Annotated in this window: 23 protein-coding genes and 1 tRNA gene; 15 read left to right on the plus strand and 9 right to left on the minus strand. The window is 58.6% G+C overall.

The annotated features are described in order from the left end of the window. Positions 1-24: 24 nt before the first annotated feature. The 8 genes from PG871_RS10200 to PG871_RS10235 form a co-directional block, all read right to left on the minus strand. A complete protein-coding gene (locus tag PG871_RS10200) occupies positions 25-1,095 on the minus strand; it encodes a 2Fe-2S iron-sulfur cluster-binding protein (protein ID WP_270729080.1) in 1,071 nt (356 codons plus the stop codon). Positions 1,096-1,106: 11 nt separating this feature from the next. Next, positions 1,107-1,583 (minus strand): 1,2-phenylacetyl-CoA epoxidase subunit PaaD, encoded by a 477-nt coding sequence (gene paaD, locus PG871_RS10205; protein WP_270729081.1) that lies wholly within the window; start codon positions 1,581-1,583, stop codon positions 1,107-1,109. A gap of 71 nt (positions 1,584-1,654) precedes the next feature. Then, entirely contained in the window at positions 1,655-2,422 is a 768-nt protein-coding gene (gene paaC / locus PG871_RS10210; RefSeq protein WP_270729082.1) for a 1,2-phenylacetyl-CoA epoxidase subunit PaaC, read from the minus strand. Next, positions 2,422-2,706, minus strand: coding sequence for a 1,2-phenylacetyl-CoA epoxidase subunit PaaB (paaB, locus tag PG871_RS10215; RefSeq protein WP_270729083.1), 285 nt, complete (start codon positions 2,704-2,706; stop codon positions 2,422-2,424). The genes paaC and paaB overlap by 1 nt, the downstream gene beginning before the upstream one ends. An 11-nt stretch (positions 2,707-2,717) precedes the next feature. Continuing rightward, positions 2,718-3,176, minus strand: coding sequence for a YfbM family protein (locus PG871_RS10220; RefSeq protein ID WP_270729085.1), 459 nt, complete (start codon positions 3,174-3,176; stop codon positions 2,718-2,720). A 10-nt stretch (positions 3,177-3,186) separates the two neighbouring features. Beyond that, positions 3,187-4,164, minus strand: coding sequence for a 1,2-phenylacetyl-CoA epoxidase subunit PaaA (gene paaA, locus PG871_RS10225; RefSeq protein ID WP_270729086.1), 978 nt, complete (start codon positions 4,162-4,164; stop codon positions 3,187-3,189). Positions 4,165-4,191: 27 nt separating this feature from the next. Next, positions 4,192-5,397, minus strand: a complete 1,206-nt coding sequence (gene pcaF / locus PG871_RS10230; RefSeq protein WP_270729087.1) for a 3-oxoadipyl-CoA thiolase — start codon at positions 5,395-5,397, stop codon at positions 4,192-4,194. A 106-nt stretch (positions 5,398-5,503) separates the two neighbouring features. Next, the gene (locus PG871_RS10235) at positions 5,504-5,713 is read right to left on the minus strand and encodes a hypothetical protein (RefSeq protein WP_270729089.1); all 210 of its coding nucleotides are present in this window, start codon (positions 5,711-5,713) and stop codon (positions 5,504-5,506) included. Between the two features lie 57 nt (positions 5,714-5,770). Here PG871_RS10235 and napF point away from each other — a divergent pair, with 57 nt between their 5' ends. From napF to kynU, 10 genes are all read left to right on the plus strand, one after another. After that, on the plus strand, positions 5,771-6,451 hold the full coding sequence (gene napF / locus PG871_RS10240; RefSeq protein ID WP_270729091.1) for a ferredoxin-type protein NapF: 681 nt from the start codon (positions 5,771-5,773) through the stop codon (positions 6,449-6,451). A gap of 13 nt (positions 6,452-6,464) precedes the next feature. Then, positions 6,465-6,671, plus strand: coding sequence for a chaperone NapD (locus PG871_RS10245; RefSeq protein ID WP_270729093.1), 207 nt, complete (start codon positions 6,465-6,467; stop codon positions 6,669-6,671). A 12-nt stretch (positions 6,672-6,683) separates the two neighbouring features. Next, positions 6,684-9,173: a nitrate reductase catalytic subunit NapA gene (gene napA / locus PG871_RS10250; RefSeq protein WP_270729095.1), complete on the plus strand. Its 2,490-nt coding sequence runs from the start codon at positions 6,684-6,686 to the stop codon at positions 9,171-9,173. Between the two features lie 38 nt (positions 9,174-9,211). Further along, a complete protein-coding gene (gene napG / locus PG871_RS10255; protein ID WP_270729097.1) occupies positions 9,212-10,033 on the plus strand; it encodes a ferredoxin-type protein NapG in 822 nt (273 codons plus the stop codon). Next, on the plus strand, positions 10,030-10,950 hold the full coding sequence (gene napH / locus PG871_RS10260; RefSeq protein WP_270729098.1) for a quinol dehydrogenase ferredoxin subunit NapH: 921 nt from the start codon (positions 10,030-10,032) through the stop codon (positions 10,948-10,950). Before napG ends, napH begins: the two co-directional genes overlap by 4 nt. A 19-nt stretch (positions 10,951-10,969) precedes the next feature. Then, the gene (locus PG871_RS10265) at positions 10,970-11,407 is read left to right on the plus strand and encodes a nitrate reductase cytochrome c-type subunit (protein ID WP_270729100.1); all 438 of its coding nucleotides are present in this window, start codon (positions 10,970-10,972) and stop codon (positions 11,405-11,407) included. 23 nt (positions 11,408-11,430) lie between these two features. Next, a complete protein-coding gene (locus tag PG871_RS10270) occupies positions 11,431-12,144 on the plus strand; it encodes a NapC/NirT family cytochrome c (RefSeq protein WP_270729101.1) in 714 nt (237 codons plus the stop codon). A gap of 141 nt (positions 12,145-12,285) precedes the next feature. Beyond that, complete coding sequence (locus tag PG871_RS10275) at positions 12,286-12,798, plus strand: MarR family winged helix-turn-helix transcriptional regulator (protein ID WP_054002321.1); 513 nt, start codon at positions 12,286-12,288, stop codon at positions 12,796-12,798. Beyond that, complete coding sequence (locus tag PG871_RS10280; RefSeq protein WP_270729102.1) at positions 12,799-13,635, plus strand: tryptophan 2,3-dioxygenase; 837 nt, start codon at positions 12,799-12,801, stop codon at positions 13,633-13,635. A gap of 1 nt (position 13,636) precedes the next feature. Beyond that, positions 13,637-14,830, plus strand: a complete 1,194-nt coding sequence (kynU, locus tag PG871_RS10285) for a kynureninase (RefSeq protein WP_270730863.1) — start codon at positions 13,637-13,639, stop codon at positions 14,828-14,830. Between the two features lie 6 nt (positions 14,831-14,836). On the opposite strand, the gene PG871_RS10290 is transcribed toward kynU, so the two are convergent. Beyond that, positions 14,837-15,694 (minus strand): GNAT family N-acetyltransferase, encoded by an 858-nt coding sequence (locus PG871_RS10290; protein ID WP_270729104.1) that lies wholly within the window; start codon positions 15,692-15,694, stop codon positions 14,837-14,839. A 66-nt stretch (positions 15,695-15,760) separates the two neighbouring features. Between PG871_RS10290 and PG871_RS10295 the strand changes: the two genes are divergently transcribed. From PG871_RS10295 to glpK, 5 genes are all read left to right on the plus strand, one after another. Further along, positions 15,761-15,904 (plus strand): hypothetical protein, encoded by a 144-nt coding sequence (locus PG871_RS10295; RefSeq protein ID WP_270729106.1) that lies wholly within the window; start codon positions 15,761-15,763, stop codon positions 15,902-15,904. A gap of 102 nt (positions 15,905-16,006) precedes the next feature. Then, positions 16,007-16,080 (plus strand) — tRNA-Gly (locus tag PG871_RS10300). 147 nt (positions 16,081-16,227) lie between these two features. Further along, positions 16,228-18,021, plus strand: coding sequence for an ABC transporter transmembrane domain-containing protein (locus tag PG871_RS10305; protein WP_270729108.1), 1,794 nt, complete (start codon positions 16,228-16,230; stop codon positions 18,019-18,021). A 190-nt stretch (positions 18,022-18,211) separates the two neighbouring features. Then, complete coding sequence (locus PG871_RS10310; RefSeq protein ID WP_270729110.1) at positions 18,212-20,116, plus strand: acyl-CoA synthetase; 1,905 nt, start codon at positions 18,212-18,214, stop codon at positions 20,114-20,116. A 131-nt stretch (positions 20,117-20,247) separates the two neighbouring features. Next, on the plus strand, positions 20,248-21,738 hold the full coding sequence (gene glpK / locus PG871_RS10315) for a glycerol kinase GlpK (RefSeq protein WP_270729111.1): 1,491 nt from the start codon (positions 20,248-20,250) through the stop codon (positions 21,736-21,738). Positions 21,739-21,764 lie beyond the last annotated feature (26 nt).

Raw genomic sequence — 21,764 nt, forward strand, 5'->3', positions numbered from 1 at the left:
TAGCGCGGCTGAGGTCTTGAGGGCTTACTGATCGTAGTCGACCACAACCTTGTCCGTCAGCGGGTATGACTGGCACGACAGGATGAAGCCTTTTTCGACCTCATAGTCTTCCAGCGCATGGTTGGCGGCCATTTCGACTTCGCCCTCTATCAGGCGGCATTTGCAGGTCGAACAGACGCCCGCCTTGCAGGCATAAGGCGCGTCCATGGTGTTGGCGCGGGCCGCGTCCAGCACCGATGTGTCGCGATCCATCTCGATGGTTTGCGTGGCGCCGTCCAGCGTGATCCGGGCGGTGACGGCCTTGGTTGAAGCACTGGCGCTGCTGGCTTTGCGTTTGGCGCGCCCCGGCTGGCCAGAGGCGAAGAGTTCGAATTTGATTTGATCCTCCGCAAGGCCGTGGTCCTTGAGCGCCTTGGCGATGCCCAGCATCATCGGTTCCGGGCCGCAGATGAACGCTGTGTCGACCGAGGCGATGTCGATCCAGCCGGTCTGAAACAGCTGTGCGCATTTTTCTTCGGTTACCATGCCGGTGAACAGGTCGATTTCCTGCGCGTCGGTTTCCAGCACGTGGATCACGTTGAAGCGGCCCATGTAGGTGTTTTTCAGGTCGTCGAGTTCTTCGCGGAACATGATCGTGGAAACGCCCTTGTTGGCGTAGATCAGGGTGAAGCTCGACTGCGGCTCACGCGCGAGCGTGGTTTTGATCAGCGACAGAACTGGCGTGATGCCGGAGCCACCGGCAAAGCCGAGGTAGGTCTTGTCCGCATCGGCGTTTAGCTCGGTGAAAAAGCCGCCCATCGGGGGCATGGCTTGCACGGTATCGCCCACCGCAAGCTCGGTGTTGGCCCAGGTCGAAAACGCACCGCCGTCGACGCGTTTGATGCCGACCTGAAGAATGCCGTCGTCCTTGCCCGCGCAGATCGAATATGAGCGGCGCAGTTCCTCGCCGTCAAAATCGCGCTTGAACGTCAGATATTGGCCTTGGGTGAAGTCAAATTCCTTGGCCGCGCCGTTGACGGGGGCCAATGTCACCACCACGGCGTCGCGGATTGTCTTGTGGATGTTGGTAACTTCTAGGTCGTGAAAGCGCGCCATGTGGGGTCTCCTCAGATGCACTTGAAATAATCAAAGGGTTCAAGGCAGGCGGTGCAGCGCCATTGGGCCTTGCAGGGGGTGGAGCCGAATTGGCTCATCTTCTCAACGGCTTGACTGCCGCAGTGTGGGCATTTGTCCGGCCCGCCAGCCGGTTGAGGCGGGGCGATGCCGTAGGCTTCCAGCTTGTCGCGTCCGCTTTGGGTCATCCAGTCGGTGGTCCATGCGGGGCTGAGTTGGCGGCGCAGTTCGAGGTTTTCGACGCCGTGGCCGCGCAGGGCGGTTTCGATGTCCAGATTGATAATGCTGGTCGCGGGGCAGCCGGAATAGGTCGGGGTGACAGTTACGATCAGCGTGTCGCCCTCGTAAACCACGTCGCGGATGATGCCGAGGTCAGTCAGCGAAATGACGGGGATCTCGGGATCAGGCACGGCGTTGAGCCATGTCCAGACGGTGTCTGTTGAGGGGCGAAACGTTTCGCCTGGCGGCACGCCGGGCAGCCCCCGACCTCCCCCACGGGAGGGGGCTTCACCCCCACCCTCGGTCGGGCGCTGCGCATCGTTTACCACGACGCCCCCGGATAAGCGCGTTGCAGCCATTGCATCTGGGTCAGCAGGTGCCCGAGGTGTTCGGTATGGGTTGCACCATTGCGCCCGCCTTTGTGCGCGAAATCGCTTTGTGGGATCGTCAATGTGGCCTCGGCCATGACCTTGCCCACCAAGGCGTCATATTCTGCGCGCAGGCTGGCCGGGTCGGGTGCGATACCGGCGGCGGCCATGGCTGCGTCCACCTCATCAGAGGCAAACATCTCGCCCACATAAGGCCAAAGCCGATCAAGCGCGGCCTGCATGCGGGTGTGGCTTTCCTCGGTGCCGTCGCCAAGGCCAACCACGGTGTCGGCTGAGCGCTCAACATGATAGGCGCATTCCTTGCTGGCCTTCTCGGCAATTTCGGACACGCGGGGATCGCTGGATTTCATCAGGCGTGGCAGCAGGATCGACTGATAGGCGTCAAACAGGAACTGGCGCATCAGGGTTTGGCCAAAATCACCGTTGGGCAATTCCACCAGCAGGATGTTGCGGAAATCCCAGACGTCGCGCAGAAAGGCCACGTCGTCAGCGGTTTTGTCGCCGTCCATGACCTCGGCGGCATAGCCCAGCCAGAACTGCGTCTGACCAATCAGATCAAGCGCGGTGTTGGCCAGCGCGATGTCTTCTTCCAGAACCGGCGCGTGGCCGCACCATTCGCTGACGCGGTGGCCCAGGATCAGGCTGTTGTCGCCCATGCGCAGCAGGAACTGCGCGAGCATGTCCTTGTCTGAGGCGGCCATCACATATGTCCAATTTCGTCAGGGATGTCGAAGAACGTCGGGTGGCGGTAAATCTTGCTCTCAGACGGCTCATAGAGCGGGCCTTTTTCCGACGGGGAAGAGGCTGCGATGTTGTTGGCTTCGACCACCCAGATCGACACGCCTTCGTTGCGACGTGTGTAGACATCGCGGGCGTTCTTGATCGCCATTTCCGCGTCCGGCGCGTGCAGGGAGCCGACGTGACGATGGCTCAGGCCGTGTTGGCCGCGAATGAAGATTTCCCAGAGGGGCCATTCTTTAGACATGTGGGGTCTCCTTACAAAATAACGGTGAGCAAGGCTTGGCCGTGATCGGCGGCTGCTTTTGTGAACTCACGAAGCTGTTGGTAGGTTTCTAAAACGAAGTGTTTGTCATCCGGGTCCTTGCGGTCCCAAATGGCCGGATAGATGTCGTTTTGTGCCAAATCGTCGAAGCTGAATTTTTGAGCGAATTCGTCCTTCGAAACAGCCTGGAGCTGCTTCAGAAAGGCTTTCACCCCTTCCGAATTTAGTGCCAAAGCTGGACCATAGCCCCAGTCGTCGCCGATTGGAGCGCCGCTTCTAAGTGCCGAAAACGCGCCTTGGCCAAAATTTGGCAACATATGATCGAGAGCAGCCCACTCTTTTTCGAGTTCCAAAGCATCCTCGCCATAGAGGTTTTCGCGGAGGAAATTGTTCACTTGCTCCGCGGACAGTTGGTCCTCGGGGACGGCAAAGATTTGCATTGTCATGCTCATCGTAGTGTCCTTATTCCGCAGCCGTTTTGGCGGCGCGTTTCTTTTCGGCGTGGGCCAGCAACCCGTCGCGCACCCATGCGCCGTCGTCCCACGCCTTGTTGCGGGCTTCCATGCGGTCGGTGTTGCAGGGGCCGTTGCCTTTGAGCACGTCAAAGAACTCGGTCCAGTCGGGGTCGGAATAGTCCCAGCCGCCCTTGTCCTCGTTCCAAGTCAGATTGTCGTCGGGGATCGTCAGGCCAAGGTATTTCGCCTGTGGCACGGTCTGGTCGACAAATTTCTGGCGCAACTCGTCGTTGGAGTTGATCTTGATTTTCCAGCCCATCGATTGCTCGGAATGCACCGAGGCCGCATCGGAGGGACCAAACATCATCAGCGAGGGATACCAAAGACGGTTGAGCGCATCTTGTGCCATTTTCTTTTGCGCTTCAGTGCCTTGCGCCATCTTCATCATGATGTCGTAGCCTTGACGCTGGTGAAAGCTCTCTTCCTTGCAGATGCGGATCATCGCGCGCGAATAAGGCCCGTAAGAGGTACGTTGAAGCGGCACCTGATTCATGATCGCCGCGCCATCCACCAGCCAGCCCACCGCGCCGATGTCGGCCCAGTTCAAGGTTGGGTAGTTGAAGATGGAGGAGTATTTCATCCGCCCGTCCAGCAGCATCTCTGTCAACTCATCACGGCTGACGCCCAGCGTTTCGGCGGCGGCGTAAAGATAGAGACCATGACCGGCCTCATCCTGTACCTTGGCCAAAAGGATCATCTTGCGTTCCAGCGTGGGCGCGCGGGTGATCCAGTTGCCCTCGGGCAGTTGGCCAACGATTTCGGAGTGCGCGTGCTGCCCGATCTGGCGGATCAGGGTTTTTCGATAGCCCTCAGGCATCCAGTCGCGTGGCTCGACTTTGATGTTTGCGTCGATTTTCTCCTGAAAGGCGGCGAGCTTTTCAGGGTCGTCTTGTGTCGCTTCGGACTTAACCATCTGTGCGTACATGACTGGGTTCCTCCTCAGGCTGCGGGGTCAGACCCGCTCCAAAATCAGGGCGGCGCCTTGGCCGACGCCCACACACATCGTGCAAAGCGCATAGCGCCCGCCGGTGCGTTTGAGTTGATAGGCGGCCGACATCACCAGACGTGCGCCGGACATGCCAAGCGGGTGGCCAAGCGCAATTGCGCCGCCGTTGGGATTTACGTGCGCGGCATCATCGGCAACGCCGAGATCGCGCAACGACGCCAGACCTTGTGCGGCAAAGGCCTCGTTCAATTCTACCACATCCATCTGCTCGATGCTCAGACCCGCGCGTTCCAATGCCTTGCGGGTGGCAGGCACAGGGCCGATGCCCATCACGCGGGGATCCACACCGGCGGCGGCCATGCCGACAATGCGCGCCATTGGCGTGAGGCCATTTTTGGCAGCAGCAGCTTCGTTGGCGATCAAAAGCGCGGCAGCGCCGTCGTTGACGCCCGACGCGTTGCCCGCCGTTACGGTCAGGTCGGATCCGTTCACTCCGCGCAGCTTGGCCAGCTTGTCCGCGCCTGTGCCGGGGCGGGGGTGTTCGTCGGTGTCGACAACCAGATCGTCACCTTTGCGCTGTGGGATTGTCACAGGGGTGATTTCGTCGGCAAACACGCCGGCCTCATGCGCGGCGGCCCAGCGGGCTTGGCTGCGGGCGGCAAAGGCGTCTTGGTCGGCGCGGTTGATGTTCCAATCAGCGGCGACGTTGTCAGCGGTCTGCGGCATGCTGTCGACGCCATACATCGCCTTCATCTTTTTGTTGATGAAGCGCCAGCCAATGGTGGTGTCAAAGACGTCTGCGGCACGGGAAAATGCGGTGGTGGCTTTGCCCATCACGAACGGCGCGCGGCTCATGCTTTCGACGCCGCCTGCAATCAACATGTCCTGATCGCCCGCGCGGATGGCGCGCGACGCCATGCCCACCGCATCAAGGCCGGAGGCGCAAAGGCGGTTGATTGTGGCGCCGGGGACATCGGTCGGCAGACCCGCCAAGAGCGCAGCCATGCGGGCTACGTTGCGGTTGTCTTCGCCGGCTTGGTTGGCGGAGCCATAGATTACGTCATCGAGGCTGGCCCAATCCACATCCGGGTTGCGCGCCATCAGGGCGGCAATCGGCAGGGCTGCGAGATCATCTGTGCGCACAGATGAAAGCGAACCGCCGTAGCGTCCGATGGGTGTACGCGTCGCGTCACAGATGAAAGCTTGGCTCATGTTTCCTCCTCAGGGGCAGTGCTGCGGTCCCGTTCGCAATGGTGACCATGATTCGGAGCTAACTGGCCGGACGATTCGTTGCAAGAAATAAGTTACCTCAAATGCATCAATTGACAACTTCTGTAACACTTTCTTTGTGAAAGATGTGCGCGCGATACACAAAAGGGTGCGCGAAAAACCGGCTGAACACAGGATGGGCAGCACGCAGCGAATGCGTCAGCAAAAAAAGAGAAATCTGCGATATAGGTTCCGGGTTTTTGTCGGCTGGGCAGGGTGCAAACATCTGTTTAAAATCAATTTTTTGAATATGTTTCATTCGGACCAATATGCGGTTTGGTCATAAAATCCCTTCGAGAATTAAAACTTCTCGGGCATGATCCATATCAAGTTGGAAGTTTTCATTTTGACTATTTTTGCAGCAGGGAATTTGGGAGCTGCGGGTTTGCCGAAAGTCGACGCATCAGTAAGACCAGTACATTCGCCTGAACGCAGGGCGTTGCTTCGCGGCAGGTTCGATGCTGCGCAGCCGATGCGTCCGCCCGGTGCTGTGTCAGAAACCCTGTTCGGAGACAGCTGCACCCGCTGTGGCGAGTGCGCCGCATCCTGTCCGCAAGCCATTATCACCGGTGACGACGAAGGATTTCCCATCGTTCAGTTGTCAAAGCGCGCGTGCACGTTTTGTGGCGCCTGTGCCGAAGCTTGCGGCGCCAAAGCCATTCTGCCCTCAGAGGGCTGGGACTGGCGCGCGACGGTGGATAACACTTGCCTGTCAATGCAGGGCGTCACCTGCCGCGCCTGCGAAGATCCCTGCGATGACCAAGCGATCCGGTTTCAATTGCGCACCGGCGGGCGGTCTGAACCCATGATCGATATCGAAAGCTGCACCGGCTGTGGGGCCTGTGCAGCGGCCTGCCCATCCGGGGCAATCAGCTTTGAAAAGCCATTGGCGGCCACTCAGAGCCACGCAACTTCACCCGCCGCCAGCACACAACAGCCAGCGAGAACAGACCATGACGAATATTTGCGGATGTCTGGTACACGCGTCGCCCAGTAAGGTCGACGGCGTGATGACCGCCATCAATGCCACCGAGGGTGGCGAAGTCCATGCCGAGGAAAACGGGCGCATGGTTGTGACCGTTGAAGACACCGAGGACAAAATGGCCTCGGAACAGATCATGGACATGCACAACATTCCCGGCGTGCTCTCTGTCACGCTTACTTATCATCATTTCGAACCCAGCGGCGCGGATGCGACCGCATCGCAACCGCTTTAAGGAGAATAGCTTATGACCTTGCCAACTTCTCGCCGTACCTTTCTGAAGGCCACCGCCGCCGCCGCAACCGCCTCGGCTGCGGGCATTTCGATGCCCAAAGACGCCAAAGCTCAGGCCGGCACGCCTGATATCCGCTGGGACAAAGCGCCATGTCGTTTCTGTGGGACCGGCTGCTCGGTGCTTGTGGGCACCAAAGATGGCCGCGTCGTCGCCACACAGGGCGATCCCAAAGCGCCGGTAAACCGCGGTTTGAACTGTATCAAGGGCTATTTCCTGTCCAAGATCATGTACGGCAAAGACCGTCTCACCACGCCATTGCTGCGCAAAACCGACGGCGTTTATGACAAAGAGGGTGAATTCACCCCGGTCAGCTGGGACGAAGCCTTTGACGTGATGGCCGACAAATTCAAAGCGGCGCTCAAAGACAAAGGTCCGACAGGCATTGGCATGTTCGGCTCCGGTCAGTGGACCGTTTGGGAAGGCTATGCCGCCGCCAAGCTGATGAAAGCGGGTTTCCTGTCCAACAACATCGACCCCAACGCGCGTCACTGTATGGCCTCGGCCGTGGTCGGCTTTATGCGGGCCTTTGGCATCGATGAACCAATGGGCTGTTATGACGATCTGGAGCACGCAGACACGTTTGTGCTTTGGGGGTCGAACATGGCCGAGATGCACCCGATCCTGTGGTCACGTTTGACAGACACGCGCCTGACCAAACCCGGCGCAGAAGTGCACGTGTTGTCCACATTTGAGCACCGCTCGTTTGAGCTGGCGGACAACGGTATGATCTTTACGCCGCAGACCGATTTGGCGATCCTGAATTACATCTGTAACTACATCATCGAAAACGATGCCGTGAACTGGGACTTTGTCGACAAACACGTGAACTTTACCAAGGCCGCCACCGACATCGGCTATGGCCTGCGCGACGAGCACCCGTTGCAGCAAGAAGCGGAAAATCCCAACAGCGGCGCGCTCGAACAGATCGACTTCGACGCTTTCAAAGAGCACGTCAGCGAATACACGCTGGAGAAAACCAGCGAGCTGTCCGGTGTGCCCGAAAGCAAGCTGTTGCGTCTGGCCAAGCAATATGCCGACCCGAACCGCAAAATTATGTCGCTTTGGACGATGGGCTTTAACCAGCACACGCGGGGCAGCTGGGTGAACGGGCTGATGTACAATGTGCACCTTCTGACCGGCAAAATCTCGGAACCCGGCAACTCGCCGTTCTCGCTGACGGGTCAGCCGTCTGCCTGTGGCACCGCGCGCGAGGTGGGCACTTTTGCGCACCGTCTGCCCGCCGATATGGTTGTTGCCAACGACGAGCACCGCGCGATTTCCGAGAAGAAGTGGAAATTGCCCTCTGGCATCCTGAACGCCAAAGTTGGATCGCATGCGGTACAACAGAACCGCGATCTAAAAGACGGCAAAATCAACGCCTATTGGGTGCAGTGCAACAACAACATGCAAGCCGCGCCCAACATGAATGAAGAAGGCTATCCGGGGTATCGCAATCCGGACAACTTCATCGTTGTGTCCGATCCCTATCCAACCGTGACCACGCTGGCGGCGGATTGTATTTTGCCGACAGCCATGTGGGTGGAAAAAGAGGGCGCCTATGGCAACGCCGAGCGCCGTACCCAGTTCTGGCGTCAGCAAGTGGATGCACCAGGTGACGCCAAATCGGACGTGTGGCAGCTGATGGAATTCTCCAAACGCTTCACCACTGACGAGGTCTGGCCAGCTGACATTCTGGATGCCAATCCCGAGTTCAAAGGCAAAACACTGTTTGACGTGCTTTTTGCCAACGGTCAGGTGGACAAGTTCCCGCTGAGCGACACCGCAGAGGGCTTTAACAACGACGAATCCGAGCACTTTGGCTTCTACGTACAAAAAGGCCTGTTTGAGGAATACGCATCATTTGGCCGTGGCAAAGCGCACGATCTGGCTGACTTTGACGTTTATCACAATGCGCGCGGTCTGCGCTGGCCTGTGGTGGACGGCAAAGAGACGCTGTATCGCTTCCGCGAAGGCTATGACACCTATGTGCCTGAAGGCGAAGGCGTCCGGTTCTATGGCAACAAAGACGGCAAGGCCAAGATCATCTTTGCGCCTTACGAAGCTCCGGCGGAAATGCCTGACGATGAGTATCCATTGTGGATGGTCACCGGTCGTGTGCTTGAGCATTGGCACTCGGGCTCGATGACCCGTCGTGTGCCTGAGCTGCACCGGTCTTATCCGTTTGCGCAGGTGTTCATGCACCCCGACGACGCCAAAGCCAAAGGCCTGCGCCGTGGTCAGGAGATCGTGATCTCCACCCGTCGCGGTGAGATGCACAGCCGGGTCGAAACCCGCGGTCGCAACAAGATGCCCAAGGGCGTGGTGTTTGTGCCGTGGTTTGACGAAGGCCAGCTGATCAACAAGCTGACTTTGGACGCCACTTGCCCACTCTCCAAAGAGACGGACTTCAAGAAGTGTGCCTGTAAGGTTGAGCGCGCGTAAGCGCCCAGCCCGCCAGCTCTGACACGAAAGCCAAGCCAATGTCCGCCAAAAAGACATCAGCCATGGATCCGGCCCGCCGACGCTTCCTTCAGGATGCGGCGCGCGGAACGGCGGGCTGTGCGGTGGCGGGCATGGGCCTTATGTGGATGGTTCAGGATGCGCGCGCTCTGCCCGAGCGCGCCATTCGCCCGCCCGGCGCCTTGCCTGAGGCGGATTTCCTCGCGTCTTGCATCCGGTGCGGATTGTGCGTGCGCGACTGTCCTTACGACACATTGGTACTTGCCGAATTGGGCGTGGACGGCGCCGCCACTGGCACGCCGTTTTTTGATGCCCGCGACATCCCTTGCGAGATGTGTGACGACATTCCCTGCGTGGCGGCTTGTCCGACCGGCGCGTTGGACAAAGATCTGACGGATATCGACGACGCCCGTATGGGGCTCGCGGTTTTGATCGATCAGGAGACCTGCCTGAACGCGCTGGGCCTGCGGTGCGACGTTTGTTATCGGGTATGCCCGCTGATTGACGAGGCGATCACGCTGGAACGGCGTCACAACGAAAATTCGGGCCATCATGCGATGTTTATGCCCACGGTGCATTCCGACAAATGCACGGGCTGTGGCAAATGTGAAAAATCCTGCGTGTTGCCGGGGGAGGCCGCCATCAAGGTGCTGCCGATCCGCACCGCGCGCGCAGAAAGTGCCGAGCATTACCGGTTGGGCTGGGAAGAGAATAATCCGCTGGTGGATGAAATCATCGACCTACCGGATCGTTTGCCCGGACCGGGAACTGACAATCTGGCTGCACCGGGCGGGTTTGAGCCGGCATTTAAGCTTCCGACAGTCGGGGGGGCGGGCCAATGAGCGTGAAAACCGCACTGCCGGTGGGTCATGAGGCGATCCGCGACAAGGGGCTGATCAAAGCCCACAAATACCTGATCCTGCGTCGATTGAGCCAAGCCTTTTTCCTAAGCCTGTTCCTGTTGGGGCCGTGGTTCGGCATCTGGTGGGTCAAAGGCAACCTGAGCGGGTCGCTGACCTTTAATGTGCTGCCGCTGACCGATCCGTTTATCCTGCTTCAGGGCATGGTGGCCGGACACTGGCCAGAAATGACCGCCATCATTGGCGCGGTGATCGTGGCGGCTGTTTATGCGCTGATTGGTGGGCGCGTCTATTGCAGCTGGGTCTGCCCGATCAACGCTGTGACCGACACGGCCGCGTGGGCGCACCGCCGGCTGGACCTGCCCAAAGGCTGGCAGCCCAAACGCGAAACAAGGTTTTATGTTTTGGGTATGGTTCTGGTGGTCTCGATGCTAACCGGTGCCATTGCCTGGGAAGTGGTCAATCCCATTTCGATGCTGCATCGCGGCCTGATCTTTGGGGTGGGCTTTGCCTGGACCTTTGTCGTCGCGGTGTTCCTGTTTGATCTATTCGTGTCACGCCGGGGGTGGTGCAGCCACATCTGCCCTGTGGGCGCCTTTTACGGGCTGTTGGGCCGCAAAAGCCTGTTGCGGGTCAGTGCCGAGAAACGTGCGGCCTGTGATGATTGCATGGATTGCTTTGCGGTGTGTCCTGAAATGCAGGTGATCACCCCCGCCTTGCGCGGGAAGGACGAGGACACTGCTTTGATCTTGTCGCCTGATTGCACCAATTGCGGCCGTTGCATCGACGTATGCTCGGTTGCCGTTTTCCATTTTACCCATCGTTTCGATGAGACGCCCGCGCCCGGGCGTGCGCGGACGAAACCCAAAACACATAAGAAGATCGGCGAAGCCGCCTGAGCCAGAATCGGAGAGAGACATGAAAAAACAAAATATTATCAGCCTATTGGCTGCGTTTGCTGTTGTGATTAGCGGCAGCTTTGTCGTGGCACAGCAAAACAACGGATCGCAGAGTTTGCGTGACGTTCCGATCGATGAAGTCAACATCATTGACGAAGTCCAGAAACAGGACACCACAAGCCGGTTTGGTCGCAATTATCGCCAGCAGCCGCCGCTGGTCCCGCATTCGATTGCGCAATATCAAATCGATTTGAACGCCAACCAATGTCTGTCCTGCCATGACTGGACAAATGCGGGTGATCGCAACGCGCCAACCCTGTCAATGACCCATTATCTGGGCCGAGAGGGCGAACAGTTGGACCAGGTGGCTGGCACACGCTGGTTCTGCAATCAATGCCATGTGCCGCAGGCCAATGCTCCGACACTGGTCGACAACGATTTCACCCCGTCCAACTGACGGTCCCAAGGAGGGTTTGAATTATGTCTGATCAAGACAACAACACCGGCAAGAAGCCGGGCTTTCTGCGCAGGCTCTGGGCCGTCGTGCGCTCGCCTACGTCTGCGTGGTCACTGGGCACGCTGCTGATTGGTGGCTTTGTGGCTGGCATTCTGTTCTGGGGGAGCTTTCACTGGGCGCTGGAACTGACCAACACCGAGAAATTCTGTATTTCCTGCCACTCGATGGAGCGCAACTTCGTCGAATATCAGGACACAGTGCACTACAACAACCACTCGGGTGTGCGCGCGACCTGTCCGGATTGCCACGTGCCCAAAGAATGGCAACACAAGATCAAGGCCAAGATTATGGCGTCCAAAGACGTCTATCACCACCTTGTCGGCACCATTAACACCGAAGAGAAGTATCAGGAATATCGCCTGCATATGGCCTCTTTGAGCTGGAAGAAAATGAAGCAGAGTGACAGCCGCGAATGCCGCAACTGTCACAAGTTTGAATACATGGACTTTACCATTCAGGAAAATCGCGCAGCGGCGCAGCACCAGACAGCGATCGACGACGGCAAGACCTGTATCGATTGTCACCAGGGCATCGCGCACCGTTTGCCCGAAGGCTATTTGGATGAGTACCGCAAGGTTGTAGACGACCTGGCCGCCAACGGAGATATTCCGCTGGGCAACGGCAGCAGTGTCGCCTCGGCGAAATCCGAACTGCAGGAGCACCTTAGCTCCAACTAAGTCACACTCTCTTTCTGGCAAAGGGCGCTCCGAATGGATCGGGGCGCCTTTTTTCTGTCCATGCTTTAATTGCTTTAAGTTTGAAATTTCATGCTTGAAGTAAAGGGATCGCGTGGCTACGCATAGGGCAGGGAGAAGGACATGGATTCGTCAGACGAGACGGCTTTGCACCAAGACGCTGCGCTGTCGCGCACACGCCTTGCGCTTTGGCAAAAATTGCAAAAATCGGCGTCAGTCATTGAAGACGAGCTTCGGCGGCGTCTGCGGCGGGATTGCGACAGCACGTTGCCACGGTTTGATGTGATGGCGGAATTGGCGGCCGCGCCTGACGGGTTGAAGATGAGTGAGATTTCGGACCGGCTGCGGGTGTCGGCGGGCAATGTCACCGGCATCGTGGACAAGTTGGCCGAGGAAGGTTTGGCGCGGCGGGTGGCGGTGCCGGGTGATCGTCGCGCGTCACGGGTGGAACTGACCGAGAAAGGGCAGGGCGCCTTTGCCGTGCTTGCGCGGATTTACGAAAGCTGGATCAACGAGATGTTGGGCAACCTAAATCTTGACGATGTGGAGGGTATGATCCTGCGTCTGGACCGGCTGGTTGATGCGCTGGACACGGATGAATTCGGGGCGCTGTCCCGCAAGAGTGAGGAACGATAGATGACCGACGCGTATGATCCTGCGGGCGATGGCGCTAAGATGTCTTATGCGGATGCCATGTCTTATGGCGACTATCTGCATCTGGACGGCATCCTTGGCCAGCAGCATCCGCAATCCACGGCGCATGACGAAATGCTGTTTATTATTCAGCACCAGACCAGTGAGCTGTGGATGAAACTGGCGTTGCATGAGTTGAGTGCGGCGCGGGATGCGCTGATTGCCGGGGATCTGACCCATATGTTCAAAATGATGGCCCGCGTTAGCCGCATCTTTGAACAGCTCAATTCTGCTTGGGACGTTCTGCGCACCATGACGCCAGCGGATTACACCACGTTTCGTGAGGCGCTGGGCCCGTCGTCAGGGTTTCAAAGCCACCAATACCGGTTGATCGAATACGTGCTGGGAAACCGCAATCCAAACATGCTTAAACCGCACGCGCACCGCCCTGATATGGTGGCCGCGTTGCAAGCCGAACTGGCGCGGCCGAGCTTTTATGACGAGGTGATCCGGCACTTGTTTGTCACGCTGGACGGGGACGATCGCAATCTGCCTGCGCCGCAAATGACGAGCCCCCATAGCGCCGTGCCGGAGGTGCAAGCACGTTGGAAAGTGGTCTATGAGGATGTGGACACCCATTGGCGTTTGTATGAACTTGGCGAGAAATTGGTCGATCTGGAAGATTACTTCCGCCGGTGGCGGTTCAATCATGTCACCACGGTGGAACGGGTGATCGGCTTTAAGAGGGGCACCGGCGGCACGTCGGGCGTTCAGTATCTGCGCAGGATGCTGGATGTGGAACTTTTCCCCGAACTTTGGCACCTGCGCGGAGACTTGTGACATGGGCGTAGCACTTCCTCGAAAAGAGCTTTTCGATGTGCCTGAGGGCGTAATTTATCTGGATGGCAACTCGTTGGGGGTGTTGCCCAAAGGCGCAGCCGAACGGGCACACCGCACCATCACCGAAGAATGGGGCGGGCAGTTGATCAAGGCGTGGAACACCGCCGGATGGATGGCCTTGCCGCAAGTTGTGGGCGACACTTTGGCGGGATTGATCGGCGCACCTGCAGGGTCGGTGGCCACCGGCGACACCCTGTCGATCAAGGTCTATCAGGCACTGGCAGCGGCGATAAAAATGCGTCCTGACCGGCGTGTGATCCTGTCGGACAATGGCAATTTCCCGTCTGACCTTTATATGGCCGAAGGGCTGATCAACACGCTGGATCAAGGATATGAATTGCGCACGCCCGCGCCCGAGAATGTGGCAGAGGCCATCACTGAAGACGTCGCGGTGGTGATGCTGACGCAGGTGGATTACCGCTCGGGTCGACTGCATGACATGGCCGCGATCACCAAGCGCGCGCATGATGTTGGCGCGGTGATGATCTGGGATCTGGCGCATTCAGCGGGTGCAGTGCCAGTGGAATTGACCGCATGTAACGCGGAATTCGCGGTTGGCTGTTCTTACAAATACCTCAACGGCGGGCCGGGCGCGCCTGCGTTCATCTATGTGCGCCCCGACATAGTTGACGACATCGAACCGGCGTTGTCTGGCTGGCTCGGCCATGATGCGCCCTTTGCGATGGAGCTGAACTACCGTCCCGCAAACGCGACCGAACGCATGCGCGTGGGCACACCGCCGATCTTGCAACTGGCGGTTTTGCAAGAAGCACTCAAGGCGTGGGAAGGCGTCGACATGGCGGATTTGCGGGCAGCGTCCCAGCGTTTGTCGGATCTGTTCATCACTGAGGTCGAAGCCCGCTGTCCGCAAGTGACATTGGCAAGTCCGCGGGACGCGGACGCGCGGGGATCGCAAGTGAGTTTTGCTTTTGAGCACGGCTATGCGGCGATGCAGGCGGTGATTGATAACGGCGTGATTGGCGATTTCCGCGCGCCCAACATCATGCGCTTTGGCTTTACGCCGCTGTATCTGGACGACGCTGACATTGTCGCGGCAGCTGAGATCATCGAAGAGGTGATGACGCAAGAGCTGTGGCGTGATCCGAAATATCAGGTCAAAAGCCGCGTGACCTAGGGCCTGTTAGCGGGCCGACATTGCGCGACGGTCGAGATATTTAAGCGGCGTCAATGCCTTGCCCAGAGGCGGCCACCAAAGCCAGGTGCCGCCCAGTGGCCGCAGCTTGGCTCCTGCGCCCAGTTTAAACCGTGCCAGACCGGGCGACGTGTCGGTGTCGACCTGACCTAACTCCAGATGCGAGACGCCTTTGCTGGCAAGCCATGCCATGGCTTGCCCAAGCAACAGGTTGTGGGCGTTTTTGGCGCGCCCCTGATCCGTTGCATGCCCGATGTGATAAGTCGCGCTGTCGCCGTGGCGCAAAAACAGCATCGCGGCCACCTCGGCCTTGCCGTCAAAGGCGGTGAACAGTTTGGCATTGCCGCGATTGGTTTTGGCATAGGCCAGCGTCACCGCGTCCCTCCAAGGTTTGTAACCGCGCGCCTTTTGCTGTTCGCGGTCGCGCTGCAAAATCCAGTTGTCTGGTCTGAGGGGCAGGTTCTGACGGGTGATGCGCAGGTTCTGGCGCTCAGCCGCACGGAGACGGTTGCGCCATTTTGGCTGCATCTGCACTTCAAGGTCCCCATCCAGGTCAACTTGCGCCACATAGGCCGGGCTCATCACTGCGACGGCGCCCAAGTCGGCCAGCCATGGCGCGGGGTGATCGGGGCTTACGACCCACAGATGTTTACGCATGCCCGCGTCACGGATCAAAGGCAGCAAACTGTCTTGCGAAATCTCGGCGCGGGGCAACATTCCAGTTTCAATGCCGCGTATCCTGCGGTGCGACACAAGAGTGCCATCCGCAAGGCGGGTGGTTTTGGCATCAAGCTGTGTGAGCGCGCGCGCGTATTCACCGCTTTGATGCAGCGGAGTCCATGGCAAAAGAGGAGAGGCATCAAACATGGTGCCATTAACGCATCTGAAACCTAAATCATGGTTAATGAAGTCATGAAAGAATCTGGACAATCCCAAGTATATGGCCAAACCGCGCCAGCATCGAAAATGACATGGGCCGTGCCAGCACTTGTGGCGACGGTTGTGGCAGTACCGGTGTTTGTGCTGTTGTCGGTGATTGAGTGGCTGTGGCTTTGACAGTATGTCGCCCTGTGCGGCAAAAACTGGCGCTGCGGCGGAGAAAGCCGATTGAGCCACTTGACCTCTCCGGCGGGCTGAAATACATCAACTGAACCTCGGGCGGGTATGGTGAAATGGTATCATAAGAGCCTTCCAAGCTTAAGGTGAGGGTTCGATTCCCTCTACCCGCTCCAAGGTAAAATCCCCAGTCACTTTACAAAGCCACTCTGTGTGGTCACGGCGCGTTTTTTCGCCAACAACGCCGCGCCTGCGACAACTGTCTGCTTGACCCAGTCCGCGTGCGTTGCCACTAACGTGGGAACACCGAACGGGGGAAGTTCATGGCCAAGCAGCCAACGCCGACGCACAGCGAACAGGAACGGGAAAAAAGCAAGAACATGAGCGCCCTGCGTGGGTTAGCTCCGTTTATGCGGCCGTATCGGGTGCAGGTTCTACTTGCGTTGATGGCGCTTACGTTGACGGCAACTGTGTCGTTGATGCTGCCTGTGGCTGTGCGCCGCGTGGTCGACAACTTCGGCACCAAAAGCGACGCGCTTTTGGACAAGTATTTCCTCGCCGCATTGGGGTTTGCCGCGATGCTCGCCGTTGGCACCGCGCTGCGATATCTGCTGGTCACACGGTTGGGAGAGCTGGTTGTCGCGGACATCCGCAAAGCGGTGTTCAACCGCATGATCGGCATGAGCCCGACGTTTTTTGAAGGCGTGATGACGGGCGAAGTTCTCAGCCGCATCACCACGGACACCACAGTTATCCAGTCGGTGATCGGCTCATCTGTGTCGATTGCGCTGCGCAATCTGTTGCTGTTCGTCGGCGGGCTCGCCTTGATGCTGCTGACCTCGACCAAACTGACGCTGATGGTGTTGCTGGTCGTGCCGCTGGTGATCGTGCCTATCGCGGTTCTGGGCCGCCGTTTGCGGATTTTGAGCCGCGAAAACCAGGATTGGATCGCGGAAAGTTCGGGCAATGCCTCTGAGGCGCTGCTGAGCGTGCAGACAGTTCAGGCATTCACGCACGAGGCGCCCTCGCGTGCGGCCTTTGGCGATGTCACTGACCTGAGCCTGCGTGCCGCCATGCGTCGGGTCAACACACGCGCATTGCTGACGATGATCGTGATTTTCCTGATTTTCACCGGCGTCGTCGTCGTTCTGTGGATGGGTGCGCGCGATGTGCGGGCTGGCGGCATGAGCGTCGGCGCCTTGGTTCAATTCGTGATTTATTCGGTCATGGTGGCTGGTGCTGTTGGCGCGCTGAGCGAAATCTGGAGCGAGTTGCAACGTGCCGCTGGCGCCACCGAACGACTGGTGGAATTGCTGAACTCCGAGGACACGGTGCATGACCCCGCGAATCCTGAAAGCCTGGCGACGCCTGTGCGCGGTAAAATCCGGTTTGACAACGTGTCGTTCCACTATCCGACCCGCCCCAATCAATCCGCGCTTGATGCTGTTGATCTGACGATCCAACCCGGCGAGACCGTCGCACTGGTGGGCCCGTCGGGCGCAGGCAAAACCACCGTCATTCAGATGATCCAGCGGTTTTATGATCCGGTGGTTGGTGCTGTCACGCTGGATGGTGTGGCGCTTGATACGATGGCGCGGGAAAGCTTTCGCAAGCATCTTGCTCTGGTGCCTCAGGATCCGGTGATATTTGCCAAAAGCGCGCGAGAGAACATTCGCTTTGGTCGCCCCGATGCCACTGACGCAGAGGTTGAAGCCGCTGCCAAAGCCGCAGCGGCGCATGACTTCATTTCCAAATTGCCCGAAGGCTATGACAGCCCGATGGGCGAGCGTGGCGTGATGGTGTCCGGTGGCCAAAAACAGCGCATCGCCATTGCCCGTGCGATCCTGCGCGACGCGCCTGTGTTGTTGCTGGATGAGGCCACATCCGCGTTGGACGCTGAAAGCGAACGGTTGGTGCAGGCTGCCGTTGATGAGTTGGCGCAAGATCGCACCACCATTATCGTGGCGCACCGTTTGGCGACCGTAAAAAAGGCCGACCGCATCATCGTGATGGACGAAGGCCGCATTGTGGCGCAAGGCAAGCATGATGATTTGGTCGCCGCAGGCGGGCTTTATGCAAAATTGGCAAAACTGCAGTTCACCGACGGTAACGTTTGATCGCAAAGGCAAAATGCTAAAAACTTGATCCTTCGGTGTGTTCTTGCGCCATTTTTTGACGTAACGTTTGGGCCAAGTTGACCTTAGGTTTTGTCTGGTCAAGGGCATCGACCATTGTGATGTGTGCGCCGACCGCGCCCTCACCTTGGGATGCGAGACATCGAAATGAGAGATGGGGGGAGACACATCCATGACTTTTGAAACGGCTGCAGACCTGCGGACGATTGAAGCGCAGATGCCATACGCGGACCGCGATCTGCCGGTAACGATCTATGAAATGCTGTCGCAGACAGCCGCAAAGTTCCCGGACCGCCCCGCGTCAAGCTATCAGCTTTTGTCTGGTGCTACCGACAAGGCCGAAACGCTGACATGGAAGGAGCTGTTTGAGCAGTCCATTCAGGTTGCGAACCTGCTGCGCGATCTTGGGGTGGGTGAGACGGATACGGTTGCTTACGTGCTTCCCAACGCGTCTGAAACCCTGACCACGTTGCTGGGCGGCATGATCGCGGGCATTGCGAACCCGATCAACCCGCTGCTGGAGCCGGAACAGATCGGCGCGATCCTGCGCGAAACCGACGCCAAGGTTGTTGTGACGCTCAAGGCCTTCCCCAAGACGGACATCGCACAAAAAGTGTCTGAGGCCGTGCGTCACGCACCACACGTAAACACGGTGCTTGAAGTAGATCTGAACCGCTATCTGACCCCGCCAAAATCCTGGATTGTGCCGCTGATCCGGCCCAAGGTCCAAGGCCCGGCGCACGCGGATTACAAGAGTTTCACCAAAGAAGTTCGCAAACAGAACAAGACGCTGGATTTTGCTGATGGTGGCAAGGATCGCGTTGCAGCATATTTCCATACTGGCGGCACCACGGGCATGCCCAAAGTGGCGCAGCACCTTTATTCCGGCATGATCTACAACGGCTGGCTTGGCCATGAGTTGCTGTTCTCGGAAGAAGACAACATCATGTGTCCGCTGCCGCTGTTTCACGTGTTCGCTGTTCACGTTATCATGCAGGCTGCAATCAAATCCGGCGCGCATGTGGTTTTCCCGACGCCGCAGGGTTATCGCGGCGACGGCGTGTTCGACAACTTCTGGAAGCTGATCGAGCGTTGGAAAATCTCGTTTATCATTACTGTGCCGACTGCTGTTTCCGCGTTGATGCAGCGTCCTGTGGACGCCGATATTTCAACCGTGAAAACCGCGTTTTCCGGTTCCGCCCCAATGCCGATGGAGCTTTTCAAACGATTTGAAAGCACCTGTGGCGTCGCCATTGTCGAAGGGTATGGCCTGACCGAGGCGACCTGCCTTGTGTCGTGCAATCCGCCCTCTGGTGCCAAGAAAGTTGGCTCGGTCGGTATTCCGTTCCCATATACCGATGTGCGGATCTTCACCGACACGGCGGACGGGCCTGTGGAATGTGCCGCGGACGAAGTGGGCGAGATCTGTATCTCCAACCCCGGTGTCTTTGCGGGCAACACCTATACCGAGGCTGACAAGAACGTGGATCTTTACCACCACGACAAATACCTGCGCACCGGCGATTTGGGCCGCATCGACGCGGACGGGTATCTGTGGATCACGGGCCGTGCCAAAGACCTGATCATCCGCGGCGGTCACAACATTGATCCTGCCGAGATCGAAGAGGCACTGCTGGCGCACCACGACGTCGCTTTTGCCGGCGCGATTGGTCAGCCAGACGCCCACGCGGGCGAGGTGCCTTGTGCTTATGTCGAGCTGGTCGAAGGCGCCAGCGTCACGCAAGAAGAGCTGATGAACCACGCCAAGGTGCACGTGCACGAGCGCGCGGCGCATCCAAAGTTCGTTGAGATCATGCCGGAGCTGCCGAAAACCGCGGTGGGCAAAATCTTCAAGCCGGACCTGCGTAAATCCGCGATCACCCGCATCTACAACGCCGCCTTGGAAAAAGAGGGTGTGCCAGCGCGGGTGACCTCGGTTCTGGACGACAAAAAGCGCGGTCTTGTGGCCCAGCTGACAGCTTCGGGCGATGCGACCGACGAAGAGGTTGGCAAAGTTCTGGGGGCCTTCGTGCGTCCGTGGGAGTGGGCGGACGCCGCGGCAACTGTCGACGCCTGAGGCGCGACGCGCACATAAGCGAAAAAAAACGAAGGGCGTGGCGGGTAGCTGCGCCCTTCTTTGTTGTTCTCCCAAAAGGGCGGGCCTAGTGTGCTTCTCAAACTTACGAGACGCACGACAGGGGGGATTCTGTGACCTATATTCTCGCGATTGACCAAGGCACCACATCAAGCCGGGCCATTGTATTTGATGGCGATATCCGCCCCACAGCCAGTGCCCAGTTGGAGTTTGAGCAGCATTTCCCGCAAAGCGGCTGGGTCGAACATGATCCCGCCGACATCTGGGTCACAACGATTGAAACCTGCTCGGGTGCTTTGGCGCGGGCCAATCTGACGGCGCGCGACATTTCGGCGATTGGCATAACGAACCAACGCGAAACCACGCTCGTGTGGGACAAAGCCACCGGTGAGCCGGTGCACAACGCGATTGTCTGGCAGGATCGGCGCACAGCGAACATTTGCGAAGACCTCAGGGCCGCGGGTCATGCGGACCTGGTGAAATCGCGCACCGGGCTTTTGTTGGACCCGTATTTCTCCGGTACCAAGATCAAATGGATTTTGGACAATGTCGAAGGCGCGCGCGCGCGGGCCGAAGCGGGCGAGCTGCTGTTTGGAACAGTCGACAGTTATCTGATCTGGAAGCTCACCGGCGGCAAGGTGCACGCCACGGACGCCACCAACGCGGCGCGTACGCTGATCTATGACATTCACGCAGGCGCATGGTGTGCCGACATCTGTGCGCTGTTGGGCATTCCCATGTCGATGCTCCCGGAGGTCAAGGATTGTGCCGCAGATTTTGGCGAAACCGATGCCGGTATCTTTGGTGTCGCTATCCCGATCCGCGGCGTTGCCGGCGATCAGCAGGCAGCGACGATTGGTCAGGCCTGCTTTACGCCGGGCATGTTGAAATCGACCTATGGAACGGGCTGTTTTGCGCTTTTGAACACGGGCGAAACCCCTGTGGCGTCGCAAAACCGCTTGTTGACCACCATTGCCTACCAGCTTGATGGCAAGCCGACCTATGCGCTTGAGGGGGCGATCTTTATCGCGGGCGCGGTGGTGCAATGGCTGCGCGACGGGCTGGGCATAATCCGTGATGCCGCGGAAACAGAACCGCTGGCAAAGACAGCTGACGAGGGGCAGGAATTGATCCTTGTGCCGGCCTTCACCGGCCTTGGCGCGCCGTATTGGAACCCCAATGCACGGGGCGCGGTCTTTGGTTTGTCGCGCAACTCCGGTCCGGCGGAAATGTCCAAGGCGGCGCTGGAAAGCGTGGGCTTTCAAACCCGCGACCTGCTGGAAGCGATGCACGCGGATTTTGAATTCGGTGGCGACACGGTGTTGCGCGTCGATGGCGGCATGACGGCTTCCAGCTGGGCGATGCAGTTCCTTGCGGATGTGCTTGGGGCCGAGGTTGATCGGCCGGTGGTGGCCGAAAGTACCGCCAAGGGCGCGGCATGGCTGGCGGGTATGCAGATTGGTGTGTATCCGGGCATGGAGGAATTCGCCGCGAGCTGGGAAAAGGATCGCCAGTTTGCGCCCCAACGCGATGACGCCTGGCGCGAACGGCGGTATGCGGGCTGGAAGAAAGCGATCAACGCAACGTTGTCGATGACAGAATAGGGCGGTTGCGCCCGGAAAGAGGGCCA

It is taken from the genome of Shimia sp. Alg240-R146 (assembly GCF_947331465.1).
GTDB lineage: Bacteria > Pseudomonadota > Alphaproteobacteria > Rhodobacterales > Rhodobacteraceae > Shimia.